The sequence below is a fragment of the Echinicola sediminis genome, from assembly GCF_054777495.1.
In genome coordinates, this window is record NZ_BAAHAP010000022.1 from 20600 (window position 1) to 41188 (window position 20589).

At 44.1% G+C, this 20589-nt stretch carries 15 protein-coding genes; 11 read left to right on the plus strand and 4 right to left on the minus strand.

The genetic code is table 11. The features are described 5' to 3' along the window. Positions 1–31 precede the first annotated feature (31 nt). The 11 genes from ACYVAA_RS07945 (at position 32) to ACYVAA_RS07995 (ending at position 12978) form a co-directional block, all read left to right on the plus strand. Positions 32–622: a DUF4202 domain-containing protein gene (locus ACYVAA_RS07945; protein WP_460540277.1), complete on the plus strand. Its 591-nt coding sequence runs from the start codon at positions 32–34 to the stop codon at positions 620–622. Positions 623–1081: 459 nt separating this feature from the next. After that, positions 1082–4687 carry a DUF1592 domain-containing protein gene (locus tag ACYVAA_RS07950; RefSeq protein ID WP_460540278.1) on the plus strand — a complete coding sequence of 1202 codons (3606 nt, stop codon included), beginning with the start codon at positions 1082–1084 and terminating at the stop codon, positions 4685–4687. A 131-nt stretch (positions 4688–4818) separates the two neighbouring features. Next, positions 4819–6174, plus strand: a complete 1356-nt coding sequence (locus tag ACYVAA_RS07955; RefSeq protein WP_460540280.1) for a DUF1552 domain-containing protein — start codon at positions 4819–4821, stop codon at positions 6172–6174. A 642-nt stretch (positions 6175–6816) separates the two neighbouring features. Further along, the gene (locus ACYVAA_RS07960) at positions 6817–7761 is read left to right on the plus strand and encodes a DMT family transporter (RefSeq protein WP_460540282.1); all 945 of its coding nucleotides are present in this window, start codon (positions 6817–6819) and stop codon (positions 7759–7761) included. A gap of 59 nt (positions 7762–7820) precedes the next feature. Continuing rightward, positions 7821–8312 carry a MarR family winged helix-turn-helix transcriptional regulator gene (locus ACYVAA_RS07965; protein ID WP_460540284.1) on the plus strand — a complete coding sequence of 164 codons (492 nt, stop codon included), beginning with the start codon at positions 7821–7823 and terminating at the stop codon, positions 8310–8312. A gap of 197 nt (positions 8313–8509) precedes the next feature. Then, positions 8510–9169, plus strand: a complete 660-nt coding sequence (locus ACYVAA_RS07970; protein WP_460540286.1) for an ROK family protein — start codon at positions 8510–8512, stop codon at positions 9167–9169. A 379-nt stretch (positions 9170–9548) separates the two neighbouring features. After that, the gene (locus ACYVAA_RS07975) at positions 9549–10094 is read left to right on the plus strand and encodes a pyridoxamine 5'-phosphate oxidase family protein (RefSeq protein WP_460540288.1); all 546 of its coding nucleotides are present in this window, start codon (positions 9549–9551) and stop codon (positions 10092–10094) included. A gap of 361 nt (positions 10095–10455) precedes the next feature. Continuing rightward, positions 10456–11058, plus strand: coding sequence for a Crp/Fnr family transcriptional regulator (locus ACYVAA_RS07980; protein WP_460540290.1), 603 nt, complete (start codon positions 10456–10458; stop codon positions 11056–11058). A gap of 69 nt (positions 11059–11127) precedes the next feature. After that, positions 11128–12006, plus strand: coding sequence for a pirin family protein (locus ACYVAA_RS07985; RefSeq protein ID WP_460540293.1), 879 nt, complete (start codon positions 11128–11130; stop codon positions 12004–12006). 22 nt (positions 12007–12028) lie between these two features. Continuing rightward, entirely contained in the window at positions 12029–12400 is a 372-nt protein-coding gene (locus ACYVAA_RS07990) for a GNAT family N-acetyltransferase (RefSeq protein WP_460540295.1), read from the plus strand. Then, positions 12397–12978, plus strand: coding sequence for a TMEM175 family protein (locus tag ACYVAA_RS07995; RefSeq protein WP_460540297.1), 582 nt, complete (start codon positions 12397–12399; stop codon positions 12976–12978). Before ACYVAA_RS07990 ends, ACYVAA_RS07995 begins: the two co-directional genes overlap by 4 nt. A 120-nt stretch (positions 12979–13098) precedes the next feature. Here ACYVAA_RS07995 and ACYVAA_RS08000 read toward each other — a convergent pair whose 3' ends face one another. The 4 genes from ACYVAA_RS08000 to ACYVAA_RS08015 all read right to left on the minus strand — a co-directional run bounded on the left by ACYVAA_RS08000 (position 13099) and on the right by ACYVAA_RS08015 (position 20006). Beyond that, positions 13099–13500, minus strand: coding sequence for a DUF7009 family protein (locus ACYVAA_RS08000; RefSeq protein ID WP_460540299.1), 402 nt, complete (start codon positions 13498–13500; stop codon positions 13099–13101). A 10-nt stretch (positions 13501–13510) separates the two neighbouring features. Then, the gene (locus tag ACYVAA_RS08005; RefSeq protein ID WP_460540301.1) at positions 13511–14941 is read right to left on the minus strand and encodes a rubredoxin; all 1431 of its coding nucleotides are present in this window, start codon (positions 14939–14941) and stop codon (positions 13511–13513) included. Positions 14942–15110: 169 nt separating this feature from the next. After that, a complete protein-coding gene (locus ACYVAA_RS08010; RefSeq protein WP_460540303.1) occupies positions 15111–18632 on the minus strand; it encodes a molybdopterin-dependent oxidoreductase in 3522 nt (1173 codons plus the stop codon). Positions 18633–18650: 18 nt separating this feature from the next. Further along, entirely contained in the window at positions 18651–20006 is a 1356-nt protein-coding gene (locus ACYVAA_RS08015; RefSeq protein WP_460540305.1) for an MFS transporter, read from the minus strand. Positions 20007–20589 lie beyond the last annotated feature (583 nt).

The following is a 20589-nucleotide window of genomic DNA, read 5'->3' on the forward strand; positions in this document are numbered from 1 at the left end:
TAAATTGGACTGGAAGAAAACTGTTTGATAAATGACTGCGACCAGATTTGATAAGACAATAGAGGAATTTGATAAGATCAACGCGGAGGATCCTAACATGGAATCCGTTAATGGGAAGGAAATTCCCAAAGAGTTGGTTTATGGGCATAGGATGAGCGGGATGTTATTGGATTTTTGTCCCAACGCATCGGAAACGTTGAGGCTGGCAGCCCGCTGCCAGCATATCAAGCGCTGGGAGATACCCCGTGAAGACTATTCGATGGACCGGAAAGGCTATTTGCTGTGGAGGACCACACTGAAGAAATTTCATGGGGAGTTGGCCGGTTCGATCATGAAGAAGCATGGCTATAGCGAGGAAGAGATAAAGAAGGTAGATGACCTTTTGAACAAAAGAAGGTTAAAGACTGATCCGGAAGTACAAGCCTTGGAAGATGTGGTGTGCTTGGTATTTTTGAAGTATTATTTTGATGACTTTATTGCCAAACATAAAGAGGAAGAAGAGAAGCTGGTGGACATTGTCCATAAGACCTGGAGAAAAATGTCAGAAAAAGGCCATAAGGCTGCTTTGGCCATGTCCCATTCTGATGAGGCTTTAGGCATCGTCCAAAAGGCATTGGCTTAAGCTGCAAGATGGTTGCCTGCATTAGCAGCAAAGGAGTTTGGGTTTGAAATACTTCTTTATGCTAATGCAGGAAATTGTTGATGGTGGCTTTCGAAAAACATCTTCGCCAAGAGGTTTTGTTTAAAAAGTTATTCCAGAAAGATTCCATAGGCCTCTACGAGGCTTTCGATTTATCCCCGGCCCCCCTTATTTAATAAGCAGTTATAAGTCCATATCACAGAGATTTTTAGGAGGCTTGTGCCGATGACTGATATTATTTTTACTCCTTTATAACAGATATTGTCTAGTCTTGTAAAAAAGGTTTGTGATTTCCATTTTTTTTAATAGTATTAGAATTAAAAGTTTGTCAGTCAGGGGATTTCGAAATGTTTTTTGGTATTGAATGAAAGTGCCAAGTGTTTCAGGCGTTTCCTCTTTTTTTAACAAAATTATAGCGTCTAAGATAACCGAGTAATATTGATGGATACAATCAATAATGTAATTAGTGGAAAGAGATTAAGAATCGTAGCCACCGTGCTTACGATGATCATTTTAGCATTTGCTGTTGTTCCTTTTGGGGAAGCCCATTGGACCATGGTATTTGCAGGCAAGCTGCATCCCTTATTGGTCCACCTACCCATAGGAGTGCTGATTGCCTTGTTTGCGCTGGAAACTATTAATTATTTTGTTCCTTCAGCTCAGCTGAAACCTGCGTGTACCTTATTGCTTTGGTTGGCCGTGATCACGGCTCTTCCGACTGTTGTCGTCGGGGCACTATTGGCCCATACAGGAGGCTACGGAAGTGACGTGTTGGTCTTACACAAATGGCTCGGGGTGATTACAGCAGTTCTGAGTATTTGGTTACTGGTGTTAAGAGATTATTTGACAGCAAATGACAAGGCCGAAACCCCCTATTTTGGGTTGCTCTTTATCAATGTGTTGTTTCTGAGTGCCACCGGTCATTATGGGGGATCGCTCACCCATGGCTCCAATTACCTGACTGAAGATTTGCCTGATGAAGTAAAGGCATTTTTCGGGGATGATCCCTATTCTATGGATGGCTTGACGGCTATGGGCAGCAGTGAGATTGATGAAACGCTCAGCAAATACGAATTTGCCAAAGATATTAACCCGATCACTTCCAATTATTGTGTGAGCTGCCATGGTGATGAAAAGCAAAAAGGCGGTTTCAGGATGGACATCATCGATCCTGACATGGTGCATGGTAAGGATGCAGAAGCCTGGCGACATGTTCTGGACATGGTGAACAGTGGCGAGATGCCGCCAAAAGAGGAAAAGCAGCTTACCGATGAAGAAAGAAGGGTGATGGTCGACTGGATTACAGCGTCCATCCAACAGGCGGTAGCTTTAAGGAAAGCCGATCAGGAACCGGTGATCAGAAGACTGACGAAAGATCAGTATACCAATACGCTGACCAGTTTGCTGAAAGTGCCTGTTAAATTTGGCGAGGTTTTACCAGATGATGCCAAATCCGAAATGGGCTTCAGCAATAATGGCCAGGTGCTACAGGTTTCTCCTTTGCATGTGGATTATTACAAGCAAATAGCGAGGGAAGCCTTGGACAAGGCCATTGGACCGGAAAAGAAACCCAAAAGTACCCATTACAGAATCACTTTTGGCAAGGGGATAGGCAAAGGGAAAACGGCCGCCATGATCGGCGGATATCAAAGTGCTCCGATCAATTCAGATGATTTTATTGTAGAAATCCTGGATGAAAAGGGCCAGCCTAAAACCGGTAAAACCAGTGCCGAAAAAGCGCAATTGGAAGAAATAAAAAAGAACATCGGTGTGGGCATGCGGGGTTCACAAGCTGACCGCTATCAGGTTGTCGATGAAGGGATCATGCTTTATTCCGCTGTTCCCCATAAAGAAGTAACCCCAAAATCCTGGCAAGGGCCCTCACCGAATCTGAAATTGTTGTTCAGAAAGGTTTTTCCTGAGGAAGGGGATTTCGAATTCAGGGTAAAGGCCTCCAAAGGATACCAATGGTTTACTCAAAAAGAGGGTTTTATTGGCCTAAGAAGCGATAAGCCTGCCCAGAAGCTTCCTGCCACTATCGAGCTTAAGGCAGCAGAAGGAAAAAAACTGGTAAACCTGGCCAAAAAGGGGCAATGGCTGGTGGCTAAAGAACTGACGATGCCTTCCGCCGCAGAATATACATTTACTGCTCCTGTGGAGGGGTATTATCAGATCGACTTTGAACACCCCTATGTAGGGGATGAAGGGATGCCGTCCTTGGAAATGTTGGTGGATAACCATAAACTTCAGGAGCGTTTCCACTTCAGTGAAACCTTGAAAGACAAGCCTTCAGTGCTTACACCGCTTACCTTGGCTTATCTTAAAGCAGGGGAACATAAGCTGAAAATTGGAGGGAAGTTTTTTACCGGATTCAGCAAAGTGATTGTGACTCCTTTCCCGGAGGACCATCCGATGGCCGTGGAGCTGAGATCAGAAGCTGAAAAGAGCAGGGCGAAATATGACAATGACCTTCCTGTGATGCGGGCGTTCGCCGGAACCAGAACAGACGATGGTATGGATTATAAGACCTTCGATACCTTCAAGAATGTGTCCAATAAAAAAGGGAAGTGGGAAAACTACACCTTTAAAGGGCGATTGGAGAACCTGCCTATCCCGATGATTGATACGGTGGAGACGGAGATTTTGGCCAATATCATGATCTTGGGGCTGTGGAACGATTATCTGGTAAAAGACAACAAAGATTCCGGGCCTCCACTGCTGATCCGGGAATTGGAGTTTGAGGCTCCTTATTATCCTACTTGGCCATCAGAAAGCTATAAATCCATTTTCTTTGATTCTCCGAAGAAAAAGAACCAAGAGAGCTATACCAAGGAAGTGTTGTCCAGTTTCCTGACCCGCGCCTATAGACGGCCGGTAACAGAGAAAGAACTGACTCCTTATATGGAGTTCTGGAACAGTATTAAGGCGGATTATCCGAGGTATGAAGATGGGGTGAAGGAAGTCCTGATTGCAGCCATCTGTTCTCCAAAGTTCCTTTACTTGGCCGAGCCTGAAAAAGATACAGAAGAAGAGGAAAAAGAGTATTACCTGGCTTCCAGATTGTCCTATTTCCTTTGGAATTCTGCTCCGGATGAGGAATTGCTGGAATTGGCAGAAGAAGGAGACCTGCATAAAGACCGCTACCTGAAAAAGCAAATCGCTCGAATGGTGAAGGATGATAGGATTTGGAATATGGTGGAGCGGTTCTCCAATGAATGGCTGCGGGTAGACCGACATGAGGCCATGAGTACCAATGTCCAGGAATATCCTGATTTTACCCGCTTTGTAAAGCGGGATATGACTGAAGAAACCTATAATTTTATGCATTATGTCCTTCAGCAGGACCTGAGTATCATGAACTTCATAGATTCGGATTTTGCGATGCTTAACCAGAACCTGGCTGAATTCTATGGAGTGGAAGGAGTAAAGGGAAGCCATTTCAGGCCTGTGGCCGTTACACCGGATATGCACCGTGGCGGTTTATTGTCCCAAGGAGCTTTCCTCAGCGGACATTCTGATGGTTCCCAGGCCCACCCCATCAAAAGAGGGGTATGGTTCAAAACCAAAATACTGGGGGATAAGCCAGCGCCGCCACCACCAAATGTGCCGGAACTGGACCCCGAGACTCCGGGCTTTGAGCAGCTGACCCTGAAGGAGCAGTTATTTATCCACAGGGACAAAGCGGCCTGCATGGATTGCCATAGAAAGATCGACCCTTATGGAATTGTGTTCGAAAATTACAATGCTGTGGGGAGGTTCCAGACCGTGGCCAAAGAAAAGCCTATCGATGTAAAGACAGAACTTCCAGACGGAGAGGTAGTTAATGGAGTTGAGGATATAAAATCGTATATTATGAACATGAAACAAAACGATTTTACCCGCTCCTTGGTCAAGCACCTTTACAGCTATGCGCTGGGCCGCGATGTGACTTTTGTGGATGAAAGTGAGATAGAAAAGATTGTGAGGGAGGTAAGGTCCGACGATTACCGTTTCCAGTCTGTAATAGAAAATATTGTATTAAGTCCGTCCTTTAAAGGAGAGTTTTAAGCGTGGCCGATAAGTGGCTGTAAACAGTGATCGATGATCAGTAAAAAAATAATCAATTGAAGCAGGGAACTGCAGAAAAGTATATAAACTCAATAACCTATTTTAACCAAAATCTATAACTAAGCTAAACCATGGGAAAGAAATCTTGGCATTTGGATCGCAGGACATTTTTGAAAGGTCTAGGAGTCTCTTGTATGTTGCCTTATATGGAGGCAATGGGATCTCCATTAGAAAAAATCGGTTCGGTAAGTCAAGCACCGAAGCGCATCTGTTTTGTCTATTTTCCCAATGGAGTAGGTTTACCTCCGGAAACCAGTTCCGATCATCAGCACTGGAACTGGTTCCCGATGGGGGAAGGAAAGGATTATCGTTTTACGAAAACCCTCTCTCCTCTCGCCAGGCACAAAAAAGAAATCACCATCTTGGGAGGTCTTAGCCACCCGAAGAGCCGGCATTTGCTGGGGCATTTGGCAGGTGATACTTGGCTGACCGGAGGGGATCTCCGCGGCAGTGAATACAATAACAGTATTTCGGTGGATCAGGTGGCTTCGCAGCATCTGGCCAAACATACCCGTTTCCCTTATTTGGCGCTTTCCACTGATGGTGGTGTAGGTTATAAGTCCAGGGTATCCACCCTTTCATTCGATCCAAATGGAAGACCGATTCCTTCAGAGCATAGGCATAGAGAGATATTTGAAAGGTATTTTGCCCCAGGAGGGGGGGAGACCAGTCAATTGCGGAGAAAAAGCTTACAGCAGGAAAAGAAAATAGTTGATCTGGTACTGGAAGACAGCAAAACCCTGCAAAGACGCTTGGGGAAAAACGACCAGGTCAAGCTGGAGGAGTACATGAATTCATTGAATAATGTGGAGGAGCAGATCAAGCGGAATGAAAAGTGGCTGAATGTTCCTATGAAGGAATTCAGTGCGGATCACCTCAACCTTAATCCCAATGCTACCGTGGATCCTGAAAGTTATATCCGCTCTTCATTTGACCTGATGGTACTGGGGATGCAGACGGATATTACCAGGGTAATGACCTATATGATGGCGCGGGAAGATGGTATGGGATTCGGGGAGAACTTCCCTAAGTTGGCCTTGGGGCTCAACAAGGGGCATCACTCCATCTCACATGATAAGTCGCTTAACCACTGGCAGGAATGGGGCAGCTATGACCAGTGGCTGGCCAAGCAGTTTTCCTACTTCTTGGATAAGATGAAGAACACTCAGGATGAATACGGTCCATTATTGGACAATACGATGGTGCTCTATGGAAGTGCCTGTAGCAGTACCCACGATGCGGTGAACTATCCGCTGGTATTGGCCGGAGGAAAGAATATGGGGCTGAAGCACGGTACCTATACCAAGTTTGAAGAGCATCATTCTCCCATGTCCAATTTATTTGTGAGCATGCTTCACACCATGGGCATTCCCGTGGAAAGCTTCGCTGATAGTACAGGAAAGCTGGATACGGATATTTTTGGGTAAGCTGTTTTTGAGTAGTTGGAAAGTTGAAAGGTTGTAATGTTTTCCTGCCATTCCGCTACAGAAGGATTGGAAGATTGAAAATTGTAAAGTTTAAAAATTAGGAATACAGTAGTTCCCCATAGAGTTTGTATATTAAGACGCTATGGGGATTTTTTGTATAATTTTTAATTCCAACAAATGAAGGCTGAGGCGAATACCCCAACTTTTTATTCGGGGAATATATTTTGGATCAAGCAGTGTTTCAGGGGGGACTGATAAATCAAACTTACTTTTTTTGTGACTATCTGAATAAGGATGGAATAAACCACAGACCTGCCTCGCTGGTCAGGCGGGTAAAAAGGATGTTCATAGATTTTGGTTTTTGAAGCTCCTCGCATGGTTGCAAATCATCATGAAAGGCCATAAAGAAGGCGTATAAAAAATGCCCAAACTTTTCTGCTTGGTCCTATATTTTCGTTTTGCAATCAAGAAGGAACTTCTCCTTCCGATGGATATCAAAAAAAAACCACGATGTATGTATCCGGTTACGTTTTATTGCGTAAGTTTGTGTTACTGGTTACATAGTTGCGGGTTTTACTGTGTTGATTAATAGTTGTTCGCTTATTAATGTAACTGGTTACGTTATGTTTAAACAGTTTAGCTATGCTGGATTTCAACAACAATCATTTAAAAGCAAATTTTGCATTGTGTCTGGTATGTGTGGTCTGGGGGACTACCTATTATGCCATTAAAATCGGGGTTGAAGCCATCCCTCCGTTTATCTTTCTTGGGGTACGGCACTTGACCGCAGGTCTTTTGCTGGTCATAGCCTTGCTTTTCATGCCCAAGCACAGGAAATTCTTTAAATGGAAGTACTTTAGATTGCAGGTTATTCCGGGGATTTTGCTGATTGGAATAGGCAATGGCCTGCTGGGACTGGCCGAAAAATACATTCCTACAGCATTGGTTGGGATTATCTATTCCTTGGTGCCCATCGTGGTATTGGTTTATAATGTAGTAAGTGACCGAAACTATCCCGTGAATAAGTATACCCTATCCAGTATTCTATGCGGCTTGCTGGGGGTGTTTTTATTGTTTAAAGGTAATTTGGAAAACCTTTCTACGGACACTGCTTATGTAATGGGTGTGGTGATCTCCTTCATTTGTGCACTGAGTTGGGCAGTAGGGGGGATCATCAGCAAGCGCATTAAGTCGGAAAGCAGCACTTTCGTCAATACTGCATTTCAATTGATTGCTGGAGGGGCTTTTCTGTTGGTGCTTAGCGTTGGGGCCGGTGAACAATTACCCTCCCACTATGAGTCAAATGCCTTATGGTCCTTGGGCTATTTGATTATTGTGGCTTCATTACTTACCTACAATGCCTACATTTATTCCTTAAAGTACCTGCCCTTGGAGAAGGTGGCTGTTCATACCTATGTCAATCCGCTGGTGGCGATTTTCTTGGGCTGGGCTTTTTTGGAGGAAAGTATATCTTTCTTTACCCTAGTAGCTGTGTTTCTGATTTTGGTGAGTATCTATTTTATGAACCGTTCTAAACGGGTAAAAAAGTACCGAACCGAAACAAGTATATCCAAGGGAGTAATGTAACCGGTTAATTGTTTTCATAGAAGTGCTTCAATGGATATCTTTGGGTAAAGTACAGCGCTATGATGAATGAAGATTTCTTGATAGAGATGGGATTTGATGGACTTACAGGTAGGCTTAAGCGGCTAAGTGACCTGTTTGTCTATCAGACCAAAGAGTTTTACAGGTCAAAAAAATTAGATATAGAGCCCAACTGGCACATGATTTTTTTATTGCTTCAAAAACATAAAAAGCTCACGGTAACTGAAATTGCCGCTGCCCTGCACATCTCCCACCCAGCGGTGATCAAGCTGGTAAATAAAATGAAGAAAAAAGGCTATATCAGCTCGGAGCAAGATCCTGATGATCTGCGGAAATTTCACCTGTTTCTTTCGGAAAAGGCAATCAAAGAATTGCCCAAACTGGAGGAATACTGGGAAGTTTTATCCGAAGCCTTAAAAGAGCTCATGGGAAACGATACGGCTTTGCTGGATCACCTGGGCAGGGTGGAGGACCGGTTTTCTGAATTGGATTATATTAACCGAACGGAAAGGATTTTGGAAAAGAGGAAATAAGGTTCCTTTTTCCGATCGACGTGCTTTTACTTTCTCAATATCAGTTCGCCCGGCTGCACCCATAGCTGTAGAAATCAGCTTCTGCCTATTAAACCGATATGAGCAAGTGGTGATGCCACCTTAGATTTTATGGATGATTTGAGACCAAAAAACTATTTGTCCGTGGATTTTTCATCGGACTTGTTATCTTTGGTTATATGAAAACATTAGTTATTGATGTAGGAGGTTCGAATATCAAGATTTTAGCCTCCGATGCGGAAGAGCGCATTAAGATTCCTTCCGGTAGTGATTTTTCCCCCGAAGAAATGATCCCCCAGGTAATGAAGCATGCCGATCAATGGGAATACGACAGGGTGTCCATGGGCTTTCCAGGCATAGTCAAACACAACAATATCCTTACAGAGCCGATCAATCTGGGAGACGGTTGGGAAACTTATGATTTTGAAGGGGCTTTTGGCTGTCCAATCAAAATCATCAACGATGCGGCCATGCAGGCTTTGGGAAGTTATGAAGGAAAAAAAATGCTTTTTATGGGTTTGGGCACCGGATTGGGGACGGCCATGGTGGTGAACAATACCGTTATTCCCATGGAGGCTGCTCATTTGCCTTATAGGAAGGCCACTTTTGAGTCCTATATTGGAAAAGCCTACTTTTATCAAAACGGTATCAAAAAGTGGGAAAGACATGTTCATAAAGCTGTGGAATGCTTTTTTGATGCTTTTCAACCGAATGAAATAGTATTGGGAGGAGGAAATTCAAAACACCTTTCCAAAGTGCCCGAAGGCTGCCGTTTAGGTAACAACAAAAATGCCTTTAAAGGAGGTTTCAGGCTTTGGGAGGAAGATTTTTATATTTGATCGATATGGATTTTCCGCATTGTGCCGATACCCGAAAATTTGAAGAAGTTGTCCGCGAATCTGCCAAGGCAGACAAGTTTATAAGGGGCTATCTGGAGCTAGATAGCTTGGCACGGATTGATTTTTAATAGGTTTAAAGAAAAGCATTCAATTAATGGGAAACTTCATTGGTAGTAACAATGTGGAGGATCAGATTGGTTTCGAAAGTGATCGTTCTGTTTTTTGAAGATCTTGTTGATGAGCGCTGTTTTTTTAAAAATTTGGTTTTGTTCAATTAAAAAAGGAGTACAGGTATAGTCTGTTAAGTAAAGGGTTATGCTCACTTGGTGAGCTTTGTTATTTCGATGTGTCTAAAGGAATTGCAAGCAATTGAAGTCAAATGGGAAAAAAAATAGATGTTATCACAGAGGAACTACAGGAGTTTATCGAAGCACAAAAGATTTTTTTCGTAGGGACGGCTGCCTCCGAAGGAAGAGTCAACGTATCTCCAAAAGGAACTGATGCTTTTAGGGTAATAGATAAGAATAAAATTGTATGGCTAAACCTCACCGGCAGTGGCAACGAAACTGCTGCGCATTTATTGAAGAATCCAAGAATGACGATAATGTTTTGCGCCTTTGAGGGAAAACCGTTGATTTTAAGATTATATGGGGTTGCAGAAATCTATCATAAAAGAGATAGTGGCTATCATAAATATATAAACTTGTTCCCCGAAAATGTCGGAGCAAGACAGATCATCGAAATGGAGGTGGACCTGGTGCAGACTTCTTGTGGTTTTGCAGTACCCTTTATGGATTTTAAAGAAGAAAGAACAACTTTAAATTCTTGGGCCGAAAAACAAGGGGAAGAAAGAATAATCGAGTATTGGAAAAATAAAAATATGGAAAGCATAGATGGCTTTGAAACAAAAATTTTTGGTGATTAAGGATGAATCCCAGCTAAAAAAAAAATGAATGATCATTTTCAAACACATTTTTGAATTTATTTCCTACAGCCTGTCTTTTTTGGGGCATAATCTATTTATCTGGCGATAGACAGGCTTATACGGTAGTAATTTTTTTCGTGGGTTTCGATGTGTTCTCCGCTCGGTTGGACAAGCAGTTATGGAATGTTTTTCAATTAAAGGCCACTGGTGGTTCTGCGGATGTATCAAATTGCATGGCGTTCTGTTCGATTTGATGAACTCTTCTTTGTTTTGTTTGAATGGCCTGTAAAAATGCCATAAATTAAGATGATTCCCTCCGGCTAAGGAATGGGATAAAGAACACCATCCATTACTATGAACAATGAACCATTTTACATTTATCAGCTATTTGACATCCAATGGGGATATTGATGAGGACTTTACCAAGCAAATTCTCGGGCAGTGCAGGCCTCTGGAGGTTAAAAAGGGAGCGTTTTTATTGCAAAAAGGAGGGAGGATCCAATTTTCTTTCTTCGTCGAAAAGGGCCTGTTAAAGCAATTTTCCCTGGACGGAAAGGGCAAGGAGCATATTTTACAGTTTGCTCCGGAGAATTGGTTTGTCTCGGATCGGGAAAGTGAATATCTCGGAAAACCGTCATCCTATTATATTGAGGCCATAGAGGATTCCGTAGTGCTTCAGATCAATCAGGACCTGATCCTTTCACTATCAAAAAAGGACCCTAACTTCATCAAATATAATTACGGAATACTCCACCATCACATCTCCAGCTTGCAGAAGCGGATCACCCTATTGCAAAGTGCCTCGGCAGAAGAAAGGTACCTTGATTTTATCAAGACTTACCCAGATATCCTTCTGCGTGTTCCGCAGGTCATGGTAGCATCTTTTTTGGGAATCACTGCCGAAAGCCTCAGTAGGGTCAGAAAGGTCTTGGCGGAGAAAAATTTCAACAAAAAAGCTTCTTAACATAGGTCAATGCAGGGGGCGAGGATAAGAGGTAACTTTATACCAATGAAATTTAAAAAGGAGGAAAAAATGAAAAATAAGAAAGTTGAAATGGTAGTAGCTCCCGGTACCCCGCATTTTGTGGGGGACGGCTTTAGGGTGCATAATTTCATCCCCAGTCATCCTGGATTGGATATGTACAGAATGGATCCATTCATTCTTTTGGATTATAATTCCAAGTATTCCTTTGCCCCAAGTGCAAGTCCGAAAGGAGTGGGAGTCCATCCTCACCGAGGATTTGAAACAGTGACCATTGCCTATCAGGGAAAGGTGGAGCATCATGATTCTTCCGGTGGGGGAGGAGTCATTGAGGAAGGAGGTGTCCAATGGATGACTGCCGCCAGCGGTGTCTTGCACAAAGAATACCATGAAAGGGAATGGAGTAAAAAAGGAGGAGCGTTCCAAATGGTACAGCTGTGGGTAAACTTACCTGCCAAGGATAAAATGAGTGCCCCAAAGTACCAATCTCTTTCAAATGACCGCATAGCCAAGGTGGCTTTGCCGGAAGGAGCGGGGATAGTGGAGGTGATTGCCGGTGAATACCAAGGAACCAAAGGAAGTGCCAGTACTTTCAGTCCATTGCATCTGTATAATGCAAAGCTGAAAAAAGGCGGAGAAGCCACATTTAATTTTCCTGAAAATTATAATACCGCCTTGCTGGTGGTTGAAGGGGAAATTGAAGTCAATGGGGAAAAGAGCATTCCAGTGGATAACTTTGCCCTTTTGGGGAGAAAAGGAGAGGAAGTTCATCTCCATGCCAGTGAAGATGCTGTTGTGTTAGTACTCAGTGGGCAGCCGTTGAATGAACCCATCGCGGCGCATGGTCCATTTGTGATGAATAGCCGGGAACAGCTGTTGGAAGCTTTTGAGGATTTTAATACTGGAAAGTTTGGGTATTTAGAAGATTGATTAAAATGGGTACCGGGCGGAATTGCCCGGTACTGCTTTTATTAGTTTTGTTCAGGTAGATGAAATATATAAAGGTATGAAAGAACGGTTTTTGAATACGGCTTTAATTGATAATCAGGAAAAAAAGAGATTTGAGATCGAAGTCGAAGGGCATTTTGCCTATATTAACTATGAGAAAAGAGGGCGGCAGATTGTGCTGATCCATACTGAAGCCGAAGCTGAGCTTCAGGGAACAGGAGCGGCCAGCGCTGTGGTAGAGAAAACCTTGCATTGGATTGAAGGTAATGGACTTAGTTTATTGCCTTTTTGTCCCTATGTTTTTGCATACCTCAAAAGGCATCCAGATTGGAAGCGTATTGTTGATCCTAGGTTTAAACTTTATGATGAATTATGAGTTCAGGAAGACTGGAAGCTTTTAGCGATGGGGTATTGGCCATTGTGATCACCATCATGGTGTTAGAAATGAAAGTTCCAGAAGGGGGAAGCTGGGGGGATTTGAAGACTGTTTTACCAAAGTTTATTTCATATATCCTGAGCTTTTTGTATTTGGGGCTGTATTGGAACAATCACCATCATTTGTTTCAGGCGGTGGAAAAGGTAAACGGGAAAGTATTATGGGCTAATCTTTTTTTACTTTTCACCCTGTCATTGATCCCTTTTAGCACTGGATGGATGGGGGAGAACCACTTTTCAAGTAAACCAGTGGCACTCTATGGCGTAAATCTCTTGGCCTGTGCATTGGCATTTTTACTTTTGGAATATACCTTAATCAAATTTGAGGGAAGGAAATCCAAAGTGGGAATGGCCCTTCAAAGCAATGTAAAAGAATATGCCTCATTGGTATTGTATATTTCCGGGCTGTTGTTGGCTTTTGCCTATCCTATCATAGGGGTACTTAGTTATTTTGCAGTGGCGATTATTTGGTTAATACCTGACATGCGTATAGAAAAGGTACTTGAACAAAAACAATAAGGTTTGGCTTTTTGTGGAAATGGTTTTATTCCTTTAAAAAGTCTGGAGCAAATTGCTCCAGACTTTTACTTTGATTTATGGGGATTGTTGTGGTTTGCTATCTTATGTTGATGCTGCTCATTACTCCTTCTCACAGTTTTGATAATCTTCCAATGATTTTGGATTGGGGAAGTTATCGCTTTCATCCTCGTCCGGCCTTTTGTGCAGGCACTGAAAGTCTTTTTCAATAAGCAGCAGGTTTTCATGTTCTAGGCCTTCATGTAGGACCTGTCTGATGGTCACCTCCTCAGAAACCGCCCAGGCTTTGGAAACGTTTTGAGGGACAATGATTTTTAAATGATTATCTGCATAGATGGCCTCGATCTGCTCGGATCTGCTGTCCGGGACCATGCTGTATCCGAATCCCAGGGAGCTGCTGCCCAGATACAGCATCTCAGTTACCGTCTCGCCTGCGGCAATTTGCTGTACCTCTGTTTGGCTGAGTCTTAAGCGGATACTGTTGTTGTTTAACCGAAGTTTCATGGAGAAAACGTTAATTTTTTATCAATTTGAACGCAGACTTTGGGCTTTCACATACTGAGCAGCAATAGCTGTCCGGCAGTTTCATGAAAGTGGTGCCGGGGGAGATGTCCGATTCCGGATCACCGTATTTTTCATCATAAACGGTAAGGCAATTGGAGCATTGGTACTTTCTGTGCGGACGCTGTTCATTGTTTTTCTCGGTTTCGGCAATCTCCGGACTTTTGTTGGCTTCCAGCTGGTCGTAGTACTTATAGGAAAGCTCGATCAGCAATGGAGGGATCGTGTCCAAAGGAACATTTTTCGCGTAATAGAAATATTCGGAAAGATTCGGGTTGAAGTCTTTGGAGTATAGGATGTTGAAGGTGTCCGGATCATTGTCTTTTTCTTTCGGGGCTTTTTCGATGGCCACGGAAGTGAAAAGGGCCATGTGCCGGGTTTTGATCGAAAAACTCAAGCCGTAGGTACTGATGTCCTGCTTATCCAAAGCCCTCACCAGGTAGTTTTTAATGTCCAGGGCCTCTTCGTCCAATACGGGCAAGTGCCAGTTCAGCTCCAGGGAGCTGTGACGGATGTTGATCCCGAATTTTCCCAAAAGTTTTTCCCAGCTTAGGCGGTCTTTTTCTGCAATTCCCCTTACGATAATGGATTTCCAAGGGGTCAAGGAGATTTTGCCAATATTGGTTTCCATACAAAGCTGGCACAGCGCTTTGAGGAAGTTGATGGTAAACTTATTGTTTCTCCAGTAAAGCCCCAGCCAGTATTTCCCCCCCACTATACGGTTCATACCTTCATAGTAAGGCGAGGTGGCCTCGGGATAATCAAGCTCCTGTTCCACAGGGCTGACATTCGGAGCCGTGATGCTTTTTGCTTTTTGATAGATTTCGCTGTATTTGAGCCCACTTTTTACCGGATTGATTTCTTCTATCACCTTTGCCACCCTTGCAATGTCATAGCCATAGATCAGGTCAGGGGCACACCAAGGCTTGGAGTCAATCTCTGAGAACCTCAAAAACAAATACCAGTAATTGTCCGAAGAGGAAGCCACAAAATTGATGTTTCCTGTAAAAAGGGGGACAAAACTTTGTACCGGGTCGGTAATGTTGATTTTTAGTTTGGGGAGATAATCAAAGGTGTCCAGAATATAATGATAGGTATGTGAAGCCAACCAGTGGGTAGTGGGCATCACGTCCAATGCGGTGTATGAAGTGACGATATTATGGAATTCCTCCCCGTCAGTATCATAAGCCGTATTGATAGCACTGAAGGTCTCTTCCAAGGTTTGGAGGTTTTTGTCCTTGACCGGAAATAGAAGGTCCTGTCTTGAGCCCAAGTGAATGTAGTTGGTGCCCAGTTCATTGGCGGTATTGATGGTTTTAAGAAAATCTCCAGGGGAGATGATGCCACCTTTTACAAATACCCTTACTAAGTCAGCTTTTTGCATTTTTTGAAGCTTTATGCTACTGTAAAGTTATGGTTTTAGCAGGAAAGAACTGTTCTGTCCCTGGCTTTTGAGCAGAATTAAAGGAAAATAATAAAAGGGAAAGCAAGCACAAAGCAGAAGGAATAGTTTTCAAAGGAACCTGTCAAACATTTCGTGCTGCTTGCTCTTATTATGCCTTTACCAATGCCGGCAATTCGGTCTCCAGCAGATGTTTGACCTCCGGTTTACAGCTGCCACAGCCCAGGCCGGCACCTGTTTGTTGGCAAAGTTGCCGGAATTCATGGCATCCCGACTGAATGGCTTTTTTGATATTGCCTGTTCCCACATTCCCGCAAGAACAAACCATCTCTCCTATCATTTCCTCTTTGTTGGAATTGCCCCGCAGCAATTCCTGCCGTTTTTTGGACAACTCGGTCTTTTCCTCGATCAGGCTTTTGAATTCGGCAAATTCGGATTTGTCTCCCAGCAGAATGGCGCCAACCAACCTGTCCTTATGCACGATACATTTCTTGTAGTAGGTTTGTGCGGTGTCAATAAGGAGGATTTCCTCATAGCCATCACCATTGGCCGGGATTTCCGGTAAGCCGATGGAACAAAGGTCCAGATCGGCAAATTTTAGGATGTTCATGGGGATGGAGCCTTTATAGATGCTCAATAAGTCCCCTGTGATAAACCTGGCAGCAATATCGGCCTGCATTTCGGCCGCTGCGGTGATGCCATTCAAGGCTCCTTTGTGCTCAGCAATTTCACCCATGGCAAATATGGAAGGGTCGCTGGTTTGGAGGTAATCATTCACTTTGATTCCCCTGCCGCACTCGAGGCCGGAGGACTTTGCCAGTTCCATTCTTGGTCGTGTGCCGATGGCGTAGACCACGGCATTGCAGTGTATAGTCTTGCCACTCTTGAGACTCACTTTGACCGATTTATCGACCTCATTGCTCTCCAATTGGGAGACTTGGTTGTTCATAAACAATTGAACCCCCATCTCCTCTATTTTTTCTCTTAACAATGAACTGGCCATAGGGTCAAGCTGCCGCTCCATCAACCTGGAGCCCAGCTGCACAATGGTTACATCAATATTGATTTCCCTCAGGGCTGCCGCGAGTTCAAGGCCAAGGAGTCCTCCTCCTGCAATCAGCACATGTCCCTGGTAGTTGAGGTATTCTTTCAGACGGTCGGCATCATGGCGACTTCTCATAGTGAAGATACCCGGCAAGTGCATGGGCACATCGGCGGGGACAAAAGCCCGGCTTCCGGTGGCCAAGATCAACGTGTCATAATGGTGTACTCTTCCCTTTTCATCGGTGACCGTCTTGTTTGACCGGTCGATGGACTCTATACCGTTTTCCACATAGAGGTTGATGTTGAGCTTGTTCATCTCCTCTGAAGATTTGAATTTAAGCAAGTCTTCCCATGCTTTATGCCGGTTGACATAGTCCGGTAGCAATACCCTGTTGTAGAAAGGGTATTGTTCTTTGGAGAACACATGGATTTCATCCCTTTGGTTGAACTCCCTGTAACTATTGATAAACCTATAGGCAGCGGCACCCGCACCTACGATGACTATTTTTTGTTTTGGCTTGACATATTTGGCGACCTGAACGGCCGAATATTTAAAGTCTGGCTGTTTTGAAACCGGGTCGATGCCGTTTCCTGTAAGGTTGTTGGCTCTTGAAAAATCGCTTTTCAGGATTTTTCCCCAGTGCATGGGCAAGAAGACCACGCCTTTTTTGATCTTGTCCGTCACCTGGGCATGCACCCTTACTTCCCCTCTTTTTCCGGAGATCATAACGGTCTCCCCATCTTTGATGTCTCTTTCAGCGGCATCTTCAGGATGGATTTCCAGAAATGGAGTTGGAATATGTTTGTTGAGTTTGGCTACTTTTCCCGTACGGGTCATGGTATGCCATTGGTCCCTGATTCTGCCGGTGGTCAGTATCAAAGGGAAATCCTTTGAAGGCTTTTCTGTTTTATTTTTTGGTCCGTTCGCTAAAATCTGGGCCCTGCCATTTGGGGTATAGAATTTTTTATCGGTAAACAATCGCTTAGTACCGCCTTCTGATTTATCCTTGAATGGCCACTGCACAGTGCCATTGGCTTTCAGGTAATCGTAATCAAGTGCTGAAATGTCGATGTTGGTACCCTTGGTGAGCTGGCAATACTCAGCGTAGACTTCGCTCATGTTCTGGAAGTCAAAACCGCTGAACTGCATTTTTTTGGCAAATCTCAAGAGAATCTCAGCATCAGGTAAGGCTTCCCCCGGAGCTTCGTTAAATTTATTGAGGTAACTGATCCTACGCTCGGAGTTGGTCATGGTGCCTTCTTTCTCTCCCCAACCAGCAGCAGGCAGTACAAGATCCGCATAAGGAATGGCTTCGGCTTTATTGGAAATATCCTGAACCACCACAAACTTAGCTTTCTTCATGGCTGCCTCGACCTTTCTGGCATCCGGCATACTTACTAAAGGGTTGGTACAGATGATCCAAAGTGCCTTAATGTTCCCATCCTCAAGTCCCTCGAAAATCTGAGTGGCTGTTTTTCCAGGTTGGTCAGGCAGACTGTCCACTCCCCAGAAATCCGCTACTTCCTGACGGTGCTCCGGATTAAGGAGGTTTCTATGGGAAGCGAGCAAGGTGGCCATGCCCCCTACCTCACGACCGCCCATTGCGTTGGGCTGTCCGGTAAGACTGAATGGTCCTGAACCCGGCTTGCCAATATGGCCAGTGATAAGGTTAAGGTCAATCAGTGCCAGGTTTTTGTTGACTCCCTCGGCACTTTGGTTAAGTCCCATGGCCCACAGGGAAAGGAAACCTTTGGCGTTGCCAATATAAGAGGCCGCCTTTTTGATATCCTCTACAGGTACTCCGCAGATTGTCGAGGCGTCCTCCAGGCTGGTTTGCATCACCAGCTCTTTATAGGCTTCAAAGCCATCGGTGTGTTTTTGGATAAAATCCAAGTCAATGTCTCCCTGTTCGATTAGGCATCTGCCCATGGCCAGATAGAGCGTCTCATCGGTTCCAGGATTGAGTTGTAGGTGCAGATCTGCCAGTGAACAGCTTTGGGTAGTTCTAGGGTCTACCACAATGATTTTGGTGTCAGGATTTTCTTCTTTGTGCTTTTCCACCCTTCTCCAAAGAATGGGGTGGCACCAAGCAGGGTTGGCGCCAGCCACCAGGAAACAATCTGCTAACTCGATATCTTCATAAGCGATAGGCACACTGTCCTCGCCCAATGTTTTGACATAGCCCATTACCGCTGAGCTCATGCACAGACGGGAGTTGGTGTCGATGTTATTGGTTTTTAGAAAACCTTTGGCCAGTTTATTGACCAGATAATATTCTTCGGTAAGACACTGTCCGGAGACATAAAATGCCACCGAATCCGGTCCGTGTTTCTTAATGATGGATTTAAATACTGCCGAGGCCCGGTTCATAGCGGTGTCCCAATCCACCTTTTCCAAAGGATGGGATTTCCCCCAACGCATTTGTGGGTGAAGTAACCGGTCCGATTTGTTCTCAACCACATAGTGGAGGTTCATGCCTTTGGAGCAGAGCATGCCCTTGTTGACCGGATGGTGGGGATCTCCTTCGACGGTAACCCTGCCTTTTTTGTCTTTTTGGACAATGATGCCGCATCCTACGCCACAGTAAGAACAGGTACTTTTATATGTTTCAGCTTTGGCAGTTGACATTGCTCAGGTGTTTTAATTTTAGCTTTTTACGTACTCGGGTTGGAGACGGGCTTCTTCCAAAGATTTTTCCAGTTCGACTTTGGCTTCTTTTTCATCTTCGGTGGAGAACCTTACCAGTAAGGAAGTCGCACTGATGGCTGTGACCGCAATGCCCAGCACAGTCAGGGCTTCTCCGTAAGAAACGCCTTCCATTTTAAATAGGAAACCTGCCAGTACAGCTCCTGCATTTCCTCCGGCCCCTACAATCCCGGAGATGGTCCCAATGGCCTTTTTATTGACAAAGGGAACGACAGAGAAGGTGGCTCCTTCAGCCATTTGAACAAATAGACTGAAAAGTATCATGGTTCCGATGGCTAAAGGAAGGTAAGTCATCTGGGCAAAAAGAATCAGCGCAAATCCTTCTACGAGCAATACTGCCCCAAGAAAACCCACACGTCCTTTAAGTCCCCATTTGATCCCGGCTTTGTCACCAAACATCCCTCCGACAGATCGGGCGAATAAGTTCATCAACCCAAACAGTCCGGCAATTAAGCCCGCGGTTTTTACATCCAGCTTAAAGAAATCATGGTAATAGATGGCTGCTATGTTGTTGATGGTCAACTCTATGCCGAAACAAGCTCCATAGATCAAAAACAGGGCCCATACACGATGGTCAGAGATGGCAGCTTTGAAAGCCCCTTTGCTATCGGCCTTTTTCTTCTTCTTGTACTCCAAGTCAGCTTTGCTCAGGTCGGCAATGTTGCCTTCAGGAAAATCCGTTGTCCACTTGTAATAAGCAATGCCTACAAGGATCATGACCGCACCTGGAACCACCATCGCGTATCTCCAAGCTTCGGTTTCCAAAAAGCCCATAGAAACAAAAAAGGCAAATATCAGTGGCATGATCATCTGCGTCACACCGCCCCCCATGTTTCCCCATCCTGCCGAAGTGGCATTAGCGGTACCCACAATGTTAGGGGCAAACATCACGGAAGTGTGGTATTGAGTGATAACAAATGAAGAGCCTATTACGCCAATGGTCAATCTGAAGAGTAAGAAGGTTTCATAGCTGTTGCTCAGTCCGATCAGCATTACAGGGATGGAGCCTAATATCAAGAGATAGGTATAGGTGATTCTTGGACCGATTTTGTCCACCAGCCAACCGATCATGAGGCGGGCGATCACCGTTATTGAAACCGAAGCAATAATGATGTTTCCGATTTGGGATTTTGTGAGATCCAGCTCTTCTCTTACGATAGCCATCAAAGGTGCTATCCCAAACCAGCCGAAGAAACAGAGAAAAAAGGCAAACCATGAAAGGTGGAATGCCCTCATTTGGGGGGATTTGAAATCCAGCAGTCGGATGGAGGTTGCTTTTTTTGTTGCTTGTTTCATGTTGCTTGTTCGTTATATCGGTTAGACATTTGGCTTGACATTTATTTTGATCGAAGACCCAGGAAAGGTCCCGGATCCCGATCAAATAAGCAGAGAACTAGTGCTTTGGTATCAATCAAGGTTTTTAATTAAAAAGGCAGGCTTGATCAACCTATTGTAGTTATCGTCAGGAAACTCCCTCAACCGCTTGGTTCCTGACCTTCATAGCGTTGAGCTAGCCTTATGCCTCTTTAGTTTTTACCTTTCAATCAATCTGTCAATTATTTATCAATTTTCGGATTCAAATGGTTTTACGTAGAAGTACGTGTCGTTTTATTTTTCGTCCGATTGTCGGCTATCTTTGGATGTTGTCATCGACAAGCTGTTTTAGCAGAAAATGAGGGGCATACTACTTGCATTCCTTTTACCGATTGAATATGCCCCTATAAATTGAGCTGCTAGTGAAATCAGGTTTTTTACTGAGTTTCTACAGACGCTAAGGTAGTGAAATAATTTTAATTAAGTAAAAATACGTAAAAAAATTACGTAAAAATTTTAAGGTACGTAGTTTGTTAGAAGGTGTTGAGGCCTGGATTTCTTTCAG

What these genes read in the sequence shown, in the direction of transcription:
- ACYVAA_RS07945 (WP_460540277.1), top strand. Translation starts at nt 32, where the DNA reads ATGACTGCGACCAGATTTGATAAGACAATAGAGGAATTTGATAAGATC.
- ACYVAA_RS07950 (WP_460540278.1), top strand. Translation starts at nt 1,082, where the DNA reads ATGGATACAATCAATAATGTAATTAGTGGAAAGAGATTAAGAATCGTA.
- ACYVAA_RS07955 (WP_460540280.1), top strand. Translation starts at nt 4,819, where the DNA reads ATGGGAAAGAAATCTTGGCATTTGGATCGCAGGACATTTTTGAAAGGT.
- ACYVAA_RS07960 (WP_460540282.1), top strand. Translation starts at nt 6,817, where the DNA reads ATGCTGGATTTCAACAACAATCATTTAAAAGCAAATTTTGCATTGTGT.
- ACYVAA_RS07965 (WP_460540284.1), top strand. Translation starts at nt 7,821, where the DNA reads ATGATGAATGAAGATTTCTTGATAGAGATGGGATTTGATGGACTTACA.
- ACYVAA_RS07970 (WP_460540286.1), top strand. Translation starts at nt 8,510, where the DNA reads ATGAAAACATTAGTTATTGATGTAGGAGGTTCGAATATCAAGATTTTA.
- ACYVAA_RS07975 (WP_460540288.1), top strand. Translation starts at nt 9,549, where the DNA reads ATGGGAAAAAAAATAGATGTTATCACAGAGGAACTACAGGAGTTTATC.
- ACYVAA_RS07980 (WP_460540290.1), top strand. Translation starts at nt 10,456, where the DNA reads ATGAACCATTTTACATTTATCAGCTATTTGACATCCAATGGGGATATT.
- ACYVAA_RS07985 (WP_460540293.1), top strand. Translation starts at nt 11,128, where the DNA reads ATGAAAAATAAGAAAGTTGAAATGGTAGTAGCTCCCGGTACCCCGCAT.
- ACYVAA_RS07995 (WP_460540297.1), top strand. Translation starts at nt 12,397, where the DNA reads ATGAGTTCAGGAAGACTGGAAGCTTTTAGCGATGGGGTATTGGCCATT.
- ACYVAA_RS08000 (WP_460540299.1), bottom strand. Translation starts at nt 13,500, where the DNA reads ATGAAACTTCGGTTAAACAACAACAGTATCCGCTTAAGACTCAGCCAA.
- ACYVAA_RS08005 (WP_460540301.1), bottom strand. Translation starts at nt 14,941, where the DNA reads ATGCAAAAAGCTGACTTAGTAAGGGTATTTGTAAAAGGTGGCATCATC.
- ACYVAA_RS08010 (WP_460540303.1), bottom strand. Translation starts at nt 18,632, where the DNA reads ATGTCAACTGCCAAAGCTGAAACATATAAAAGTACCTGTTCTTACTGT.
- ACYVAA_RS08015 (WP_460540305.1), bottom strand. Translation starts at nt 20,006, where the DNA reads ATGAAACAAGCAACAAAAAAAGCAACCTCCATCCGACTGCTGGATTTC.